The following is a 7,206-nucleotide window of genomic DNA, read 5'->3' as shown; positions in this document are numbered from 1 at the left end:
ACCGCCGCCGTCACGCTGTCCTTGTGAACATCAAGCCCCGCACAGCGGGGATGCAGCACTTCCATCGCTCTCTCCTCCTCTGCCAAGACCGGTGGAGAAGGCCCAAGAAGGGAAGTCTAGACAGCGCGCTCCCAGGCGTCGCCGCCCTTGGCGCAAGCGAGGGTGCTCGGGGCCTTCCGGGTCCAACTGATACGCGGGCTCTGGCGCACCATGACCATGCCGACCTCGCCACCAGCCAAATCATAGTGCCACAGTTTCATCCACGGCGGGTCGGGATCGCCGGTGGGTAACTGATACGGGCGGCGGCGCACCGAAACTCATCCATGCCGGCGGGCATGAAAAACGCCGCCGGGGAAGCCCCGGCGGCGTGCGTCGCCTCGTCAGGCGATCACTGCGAGCTGGCGCGCTGCAGGAAGGCGAGCAGGTCGTTGAGCTGCTGCTCGTTGCGGATGCCGTTGAAGGCCATGGAGCCGTTGGGCACCACATCCTTCGGGTTGGTGAGGTAGCGGCGCAGCGTGGCCTCGTCCCAGGTCAGACCCTGCTCGGCGAGCTGCTGCATGTTGGCCGAGTAGCGGAACCCCTGCACCTGGCCAGCCCGACGGCCCCAGAAGCCGTGCAGGTTCGGGCCCACGCCGTTGCGGCCGCCCGCGTTGATCGTGTGGCAGGCGCGGCACTGGTTGTACACGCGCTGGCCGGCCTCCGCGTCCTGCGCCATCGCCCCGCTCATCGGCGCCAGAGCGAGCGCCGCACCCATCACCATCCAAGCCCGCATCTGGAATCTCCTCCTGGTTGCGCGGTCCCTCTCCCTGTGTGGGAAGGCTGCGCCGGCCTGCAAGGCCCGAATCCTCCCCCCACCGGATGCACAGCAATAGAAGCGGACGCGCATGGAGAAAAGATGGCTTCTGCGCGAGGCGAGCAGGGGGCGCCTCCTCTATCATGGCCTCATGAGCCGCCTTCCGCCCCGGGCGCCCGTCGCCGCCCTCATGCCGAAGCGCCCCGGATGATGTCCGGCCTCTTCGCGAGCGGTCTCGCGGCGGAGCTGGTGCTCGCGGCCCTTGGGCTGGAGGCGCTGGGCCTCTGGGCGCTGCGGCGCTTCGCCGGGCGCGGACCGGGGCTGGGGCCGCTGCTGCCCTTCCTGCTGGCGGGGGCGGCCTTCGCCCTGGCGCTGCGCGCCGCCCTGACCGGCGCGGGATGGCCCTGGGTGGCGCTGCCGCTGCTCGCCGCCTTCGCCGCGCATCTGTGGGACATCGCGCGGCGCTGGCGCTGATGCGTCCGTCAACCCTGCGCGCGATACGGTCGGCATGTCGTGCCGACCGCATCACGAGCCGAGAACGCTGCCCGCCGGCATGACGGCGGGGTTCAGCCCCCGGCGTTGCGCCGCAGATAGGCGATCACGTCCCGCGCGTTCTGCACATTGTCGCGGAAACCCTGGAAGGACATGTTGCCCTGCGGCAGCACCGCCTTCGGGTCGCGCAGATAGGCCAGCAGGTTCTCCTCGTTCCACACGAGGCCCGCGGCCGCGCGCTCGCGCAGGTTCGCCGAGTAGCGGAAGCCCTCGATGGCCCCGGCGGGCCGCCCGACCACGCCGTAAAGGTTCGGCCCCACCCCGTTGCGCCCGCCCTGATTGGCGGTGTGGCAGGCCCGGCACTGGTTGAACAGGCGCTGGCCGTTCTCGGGGTTGCCGGCCTCCTGGGCCTGGGCGGTCAGGGGAAGCGCGGCGGCCAGCGCGGCGGCGAGGAGAGGGAAGCGCATCGGCGTTGTCTCCGGGCGCGAACGGGGGAGTCCGTCCGGCCTCGCCTCCCATAATGGTTGAGTTCGGCGTTCAACAATTTTCGGCGCGATGAGGTTTTCGTCAGCCGTGCCGCCAGATCCGCCTTGCACGCAGGAAAGCCCGATAGGCGAGTTCCAGCGCCTGCGCCACGCCCGGCAGCGCCGCGACCCGCCCGAGCCGCCGCCAGCCGGGCAGCGCCTGCCACAGCACCGCGAAGGCCGCCGCGCCGCTCACCAGCCTGCCGTCGGCCGCCCGCACATGCATGCGCGCCAGCGCTGCGGCGCGCGTCAGGTCCGGCGCGGGGTCTCTGCCCGCGCTCACATCCACGAAGAGGAGGCGCTCCGCGCCCTCGCAGCGGCGGTAATGCGCGATCTCCCGCGCGCAGACCGGGCAGGCGCCGTCGTAATAGACCGTGCAGGCGGGCGGGTCGGCCATGCGGGGCAGATGGGCTTGGCGCGCGGCCCGTCCAGCCCACATCGCGCCCAATGACTGCATATCCCGACTGGCTGATCGCCGAACTCCGCTCCGACCATGCGGGCGAGACGGGGGCGGTGATGATCTACCGCGGCATCCTCGCCCTCTGCCGTGATGCGGAGCTTCGCCGCTTCGCCGAACGCCACATGGCGACCGAACAGGGCCATCTGCGCCTGCTGGAGGAGGTGCTGCCGCCCGCGCGGCGCTCGCGCCTGCTGCCGCTCTGGCGCGTGGCCGGCTGGCTCACCGGCGCCATCCCCGCGCTGTTCGGCCCGCGCGCCGTCTATGCGACCATCGACTCGGTGGAGAGCTTCGTGGACCACCACTACCAGCAGCAGCTCGACCGGCTGGACGCGGAGGCGATCTTCCCCGAGCTGCGCGCCATGCTGGCGAAGTGCCAGGAGGAGGAAGTCCACCACCGCGACGAGGCGCGCGAGCGGCACGGCGGCGTGGTGGGCGCGGTGCTGCGCGGCTGGGGCGCGCTGGTGGGCTGGGGCAGCGAGGCGGCGGTGGCGGCGGCGCGCCGGCTGTAGCGCCGCGCCGCTATCCGAAGATGTCCGCCGGGCTGTCCGCCGCCAGCTCCTCGCCCAGGGCGCGGCCGAGGCGCTCCGCATCGCCCGCGCATCCCGTCACCGTCCGGCGCAGCAGGAAGCTGCCATCGGCGCGCGCGACGAGGCCGGTGAGGCGGATCTGGCCGTCGCCGGTCAGCGTCGCGTGCCCGCCGATGGGCGTGCGGCAGGAACCGTCCAGCGCGCCGAGCAGCGCGCGCTCGGCCAGGCTCACGGGCCGGCTGTCCGGGTCGCAGATGGCGGAGAGCAGCTCGTGCAGCTCCACATCGTCGGCGCGCACCGTCACGCCGATGATGCCCTGGCAGGCCGCGGGCACCATGTCGTCCGGATCGAGCACCACCCCCGCGCGCGCCTCCAGCCCGAGCCGCTTGAGGCCAGCGATGGCGAGCAGCGAGGCGTCGAACTCGCCCGCGCCGACGCGCGAGAGGCGCGTCTGCACATTGCCGCGGATCACCTCGCAGCGCAGATCGGGCCTCGCGTGCAGAAGCTGCGCCTGGCGGCGCACCGAGGCGGTGCCGATCAGCGCGCCGAAGGGCAGCGCCGCATAGGGCGAGGCGCCGGCCTGGCGCGCGGCCTCCGCGGCGTCAAGGCAGGGCTCGCCCAGCACCAGCGCGTCGCGCGGGTCCTCGCGGCGCAGCGTGCAGGCCAGCACGATGCCCGGCGGCAGCTCCGTCTCCAGATCCTTCAGCGAGTGCACGGCGAAGTCCACGCGCCCGTCCAGCAGCGCCTCGTGGATCTCCTTGGCGAAGAGGCCCTTGCCGCCGATCTCGGCGAGGCGGCGGTCCTGCACGCGGTCGCCGGCGGTGCTGATCTCGTGCTCCTCGAAGGCCTCCACCTCGCGCAGCAGGGGGCAGACGGCGCGGATCAGGTCGAGGAAATACCGCGTCTGGTAGAGCGCGAGCGGGGAGCCGCGCGTGCCCACCCGGAGCGGAAGCTGCGGGCCGTGGTGCCGCGTGGCGCGCGCCCGGGCGTGATGGGGGGAAGCCAGATCCATTATGCCCTCGCGAGCCCGAGCAGATGGGCCATGTCCTTGAAGAAGATCTTCACGTGCGCCAGCGGGTCGCGCCGCACGAGCTCCTTGTTCATGTAGGATTCCCAGGTGAGGCGCTGGACGTCCTTGTCCTCGCACATCTTCACGAAGTGCTCGCGCGTCCAGTCGTTCCTGTACCAGAAGGTCTGCATGATCCCGAGGATCCAGAAGACCTTGCCGTGGTCCTTCATGAAGCGCTGGCGGGCGGTGGCGAGCGCGCGCGCATCGCCGCTGGCCAGCGCCTCGCGCACCGCTTCCGCGGCGAGCCGCCCGCCCAGCATGGCGTAGTAGATTCCCTCGCCCGAGGCGGGGGCGACCACGCCCGCCGTGTCGCCGGCCAGCACCACGTCGCGGCCATTGTCCCAGCGCTTCAGCGGCTTCATCGGGATGGGCGCGCCCTCGCGGCGGATCGTCTCGGCCGCATCGAGGCCCATGCGCCGGCGCACCTCGGCGGTGGCGGGGCGCAGCCCGAAGCCCTTGCGCGCCGAGCCCGTGCCGATGCTCGCCGTCTCGCCGTGCGGGAAGATCCAGGCGTAGAAGTCGGGCGAGGTGCGCCCGTCGTAGATCACGTCGCAGCGCGTCGCCTCGTAGGTCACGCCGGGCGCGCCGGGCGCGGGCGCCTTGACGATCTCGTGGTAGGCGAAGACGCAGCGCGGATGATCCTGCGAGGGGATGGCCTGGCGCGCGAGCTCGCTGCGCGCGCCGTTGGCGAGGATCACGAAGCGCGCCCGCACCCGCGCCGGCGCGCCCGCCTTGCTCCGGTAGGCGATGACGGCGAGACCGTCCGCGTCGCGCTCCAGCCGCTCCGCCTCGCCGGTGAGGCGCTGCGCGCCCGAGGCGGCGGCGCGCTGGCGCAGCCATTCGTCGAACTCGCAGCGGTCCACCATGCCGACGAAGCCGTTCTCCACCGGCATCGGCACGCGCCTGCCCTTGGGCGAGACGATGTCCGCGCAGGTGATCTTCGCCTTGAGGAGGTGGTCGGGGATGGCGAAGTCGCGGATGGCGCGCGGGGGGATGGCGCCGCCGCAGGGCTTGATCCGCCCCGCACGGTCGAGCATCGCCACCGAAAGCCCGGCGCGCGCGAGGTCATCGGCCGCCGTCGCCCCCGCAGGGCCGCCGCCGACCACCACGACGTCGTAGGTCTGCTCGGTCAGGACACGGCCTCCTTCATCCGGGACAGGCGAAGCTCCAGCGCCCGCACGCCCGCGAGGCGCGCGGCGAGCACGGCCGAGACGAGGAACAGCGCGGCCTCGCACAGGAACACGAAGCCATAGGCCGGGGCGGCCGCACCGAAGGCGGCGCGCGCGAGATCGGCGAAGACCGTTCCCGAGAAGCCGCCGATGGCGAAGGCGATGGCCTGGGCCGCGCCCCACAGCCCCATGCGCGTGCCGGTGCGCTGCCGGCCGGCGAGCTGCATCATCGTGGCGATGGCGGCCGCGGCGAAGGCGCCGTTGGCGAGCCCGAGCGCGACGTAGAGCGCCTCCAGCGGCGCGGCTTCCATGCGCGGCGCGAAGGCGAGCGCCCCGAGCGCGGCGGCCGAGGCGATGCAGCCCGCCACCATCCACAGCCGCAGCGAGGCGGCCCGCGCGCCCAGCACGCCGCTGCCGAACACCGCCATCACCACCATCCCGCCCAGCGTGCCCGCGTTCTGCAGCCCCGCGAGCGCGGTGGACTGGCCGATGGAGCGGCCGAACACCTCGCCCGCGAAGGGCTCGAGGATCAGGTCCGCCGCGCTGTAGGCGAGCATCGAGACGAAGACGAAGACGGTGAAGCGCCGCGCCGTCGCGTCCGCCCACACCTCGCGCAGCACCGCGCGGAAGGGGGGCTTCGCGCCTTGGCCCTCGGGAGGTGCGAGGGGCGCGCCCTCGACGCCGCGCAGCGCGAGCACCGCGACGAGGAAGGCGAGCGCGGAGACGCCCGCCGTCACCTCGACGAGCCGCGCGGGCGAGAAGGGATCGAGCAGCCGCCCCGCGATGCTGGCGGTGACGGCGAAGCCCGCGATCATCATCACCCACAGGATGGTGGCCGCCGGCGCGCGCCGCTCGGGCTCGACCATCGAGGCGAGCAGCGCGAGCAGCGAGGTGCCCGCCGCCCCCACCCCGAGGCCCACGAGGAAGAAGCCGAGCGCCGCGAGCGCGATGCCCGGCACGAGTGCCGCGCCCATCAGCGCCACCGCCGCCGCCGCGACCACGCCGCCCAGCGCCAGCACCGCCATGCCGCCGACGATCCAGGGCGTGCGCCGCACTCCCATGTCGCTGCCGTAGCCGAGCCGCGGGCGGAGCATCTGCACGCCGTGGTGGATGGCCACCAGCAGTCCCGGCAGCGTGGCGGGCAGGGCGAGTTCCACCACCATCACGCGGTTCAGCGTGGAGGTGGTCATGATGATGATGGCGCCGAGCGCCGTCTGCACCAGGCCGAGCCGGACGATGGCGAGCCAGGAGAGGCCGGCGCGCGCGCCCATCACGCCATCCCCCGCAGCGCGAAGGCGGCGGCCAGCATGCCGAGCACATAGGGCCCGACGCCGGTGGCGTTGTACCAGGGCGCGAGCCGCCGCGGGTCGGTCATCATCCGTCGCATGGCCCAGGCTTGCACGCCCAGCAGGCCGAGGATGATGATCGGGCTCAACATCGCGCCCCAGGCGAGGAGCAGCGCGACGACGCCGAGCTGCGGCACGGCCATCATCCAGCACGCCACCCGGGCCGCGCGCTCGGGCCCGAGCAGGACGGGAAGGGAGGCGATGCCCGTGCGCCGGTCGCCCTCGATGGCCTTGAAGTCGTTCAGCGTCATGATGCCGTGCGCGCCGATACCGTAGAGCAGCGCGACGAGCAGGATCTCGGGCCGCGGCGCGCCGCCGGCCATGATCGCGGCCGCGGTGATCCAGGGCAGCGTCTCGTAGGAGAGGCCCGTGGCGGCGCAGCCGAGCCACCCGTTGCGCTTCAGCCGCAGCGGCGGCGCCGAATAGAGCCAGGCGAGGATGAGCGCGAGCACCGTCGCGCCGAAGCCCCATGGCCCGAGCGCGGCGCCGATCAGCAGCGACAGGCCCGACCAGAACAGCGCGATCCAGAGGCCCCAGCGGCCGGGGATGCGCCCGGAGGGGATGGGGCGGCCGGGCTCGTTGATCGCGTCCACATGGCGGTCGAACCAGTCGTTCACCGCCTGGCTGGTGGCGCAGACCATGGGCCCCGCCAGCAGCAGGCCGAGGGCGAGGAAGCCCCATTTGCCGTCGAAAGGCGCGCCGGCGGACACCGCGCCGCAGAGGAAGGCCCAGACCGGCGGAAACCAGGTGACGGGCTTGAACAGCTCCAGCACCGCGGCCGGATCGAGGCGCCCCGCTGGGTTCGGCATCACGCGCCCCGACATCG

Annotated in this window: 9 protein-coding genes; 2 read left to right on the top strand and 7 right to left on the bottom strand. The window is 73.1% G+C overall.

Translation table 11 applies throughout. The features are described 5' to 3' along the window. Nucleotides 1-388: 388 nt before the first annotated feature. Nucleotides 389-772, bottom strand: a complete 384-nt coding sequence (locus H596_RS0115465) for a c-type cytochrome (protein ID WP_027285649.1) — start codon at nt 770-772, stop codon at nt 389-391. A gap of 231 nt (nt 773-1,003) precedes the next feature. On the opposite strand from H596_RS0115465, the gene H596_RS0115460 reads away from it, so the two are divergent. Then, nucleotides 1,004-1,267 (top strand): hypothetical protein, encoded by a 264-nt coding sequence (locus H596_RS0115460; RefSeq protein WP_027285648.1) that lies wholly within the window; start codon nt 1,004-1,006, stop codon nt 1,265-1,267. A 92-nt stretch (nt 1,268-1,359) separates the two neighbouring features. Here the strand turns inward: H596_RS0115460 and H596_RS0115455 are convergent, their stop codons facing one another. Next, a complete protein-coding gene (locus tag H596_RS0115455) occupies nt 1,360-1,752 on the bottom strand; it encodes a c-type cytochrome (protein WP_027285647.1) in 393 nt (130 codons plus the stop codon). 100 nt (nt 1,753-1,852) lie between these two features. After that, entirely contained in the window at nt 1,853-2,206 is a 354-nt protein-coding gene (locus tag H596_RS21935; RefSeq protein WP_037301745.1) for a thiol-disulfide oxidoreductase DCC family protein, read from the bottom strand. 50 nt (nt 2,207-2,256) lie between these two features. On the opposite strand from H596_RS21935, the gene H596_RS0115445 reads away from it, so the two are divergent. Then, nucleotides 2,257-2,778 carry a demethoxyubiquinone hydroxylase family protein gene (locus H596_RS0115445; RefSeq protein ID WP_027285646.1) on the top strand — a complete coding sequence of 174 codons (522 nt, stop codon included), beginning with the start codon at nt 2,257-2,259 and terminating at the stop codon, nt 2,776-2,778. 10 nt (nt 2,779-2,788) lie between these two features. On the opposite strand, the gene hemC is transcribed toward H596_RS0115445, so the two are convergent. From hemC to chlG, 4 genes are read right to left on the bottom strand one after another with little or no spacing between them, the layout of a single operon-like run. Next, a complete protein-coding gene (hemC, locus tag H596_RS21930) occupies nt 2,789-3,808 on the bottom strand; it encodes a hydroxymethylbilane synthase (protein WP_051213207.1) in 1,020 nt (339 codons plus the stop codon). Further along, a complete protein-coding gene (locus H596_RS24655) occupies nt 3,808-4,971 on the bottom strand; it encodes a geranylgeranyl diphosphate reductase (RefSeq protein ID WP_245584031.1) in 1,164 nt (387 codons plus the stop codon). Before H596_RS24655 ends, hemC begins: the two co-directional genes overlap by 1 nt. A 23-nt stretch (nt 4,972-4,994) precedes the next feature. Further along, on the bottom strand, nt 4,995-6,305 hold the full coding sequence (locus tag H596_RS24650) for a BCD family MFS transporter (RefSeq protein ID WP_027285644.1): 1,311 nt from the start codon (nt 6,303-6,305) through the stop codon (nt 4,995-4,997). Then, the gene (gene chlG / locus H596_RS0115425; protein WP_027285643.1) at nt 6,305-7,204 is read right to left on the bottom strand and encodes a chlorophyll synthase ChlG; all 900 of its coding nucleotides are present in this window, start codon (nt 7,202-7,204) and stop codon (nt 6,305-6,307) included. The genes H596_RS24650 and chlG overlap by 1 nt, the downstream gene beginning before the upstream one ends. Between the last annotated feature and the right edge of the window lie 2 nt (nt 7,205-7,206).

Source organism: Rubritepida flocculans DSM 14296 (genome assembly GCF_000425365.1).
Lineage (GTDB): Bacteria > Pseudomonadota > Alphaproteobacteria > Acetobacterales > Acetobacteraceae > Roseococcus > Roseococcus flocculans.
The sequence above is the reverse complement of the archived record's forward strand: the minus strand, read 5'-3'. Positions and strand labels throughout refer to the sequence as shown.